This is a genomic window from Lactococcus sp. DD01 (assembly GCF_001578715.1).
Lineage (GTDB): Bacteria > Bacillota > Bacilli > Lactobacillales > Streptococcaceae > Lactococcus > Lactococcus petauri.
Genome location: NZ_KQ968966.1, coordinates 1 through 284 on the forward strand (window position 1 = coordinate 1; position 284 = coordinate 284).

Genomic DNA, 284 nt, shown 5'->3' on the forward strand with positions numbered 1-284 from the left:
AGTAGCTCAGAATCAACATCCGATTCAGAGTACCCATCACTCTCAACCAGTGAGTCAGAATCGTTGAGTAACTCAGAGAGCGAATCAGAAAGTGTGTCCGAATCAGTAAGTATATCTGAATCCGAATCGCATTCATATTCAGACAATACGTCAGATTCCTTGACTGATCCAGGATTAGTAAGTCCTGCAACAGGGGGCTCAAGTAATACGTCAGGGGCTCAAGGTAATACGTCCTTGCCGAAAACAGGAGAAAAATCTTCAATTAATCTGGGCTTAGCAGGTAT

The 284-nt window shown here is 43.3% G+C and carries 1 protein-coding gene; it reads left to right on the plus strand.

The window, feature by feature from the left end; genetic code table 11:
* Positions 1–284 (plus strand): LPXTG cell wall anchor domain-containing protein (locus LACDD01_RS11350; RefSeq protein ID WP_156468538.1); only part of this gene is annotated, 284 nt, incomplete at both ends.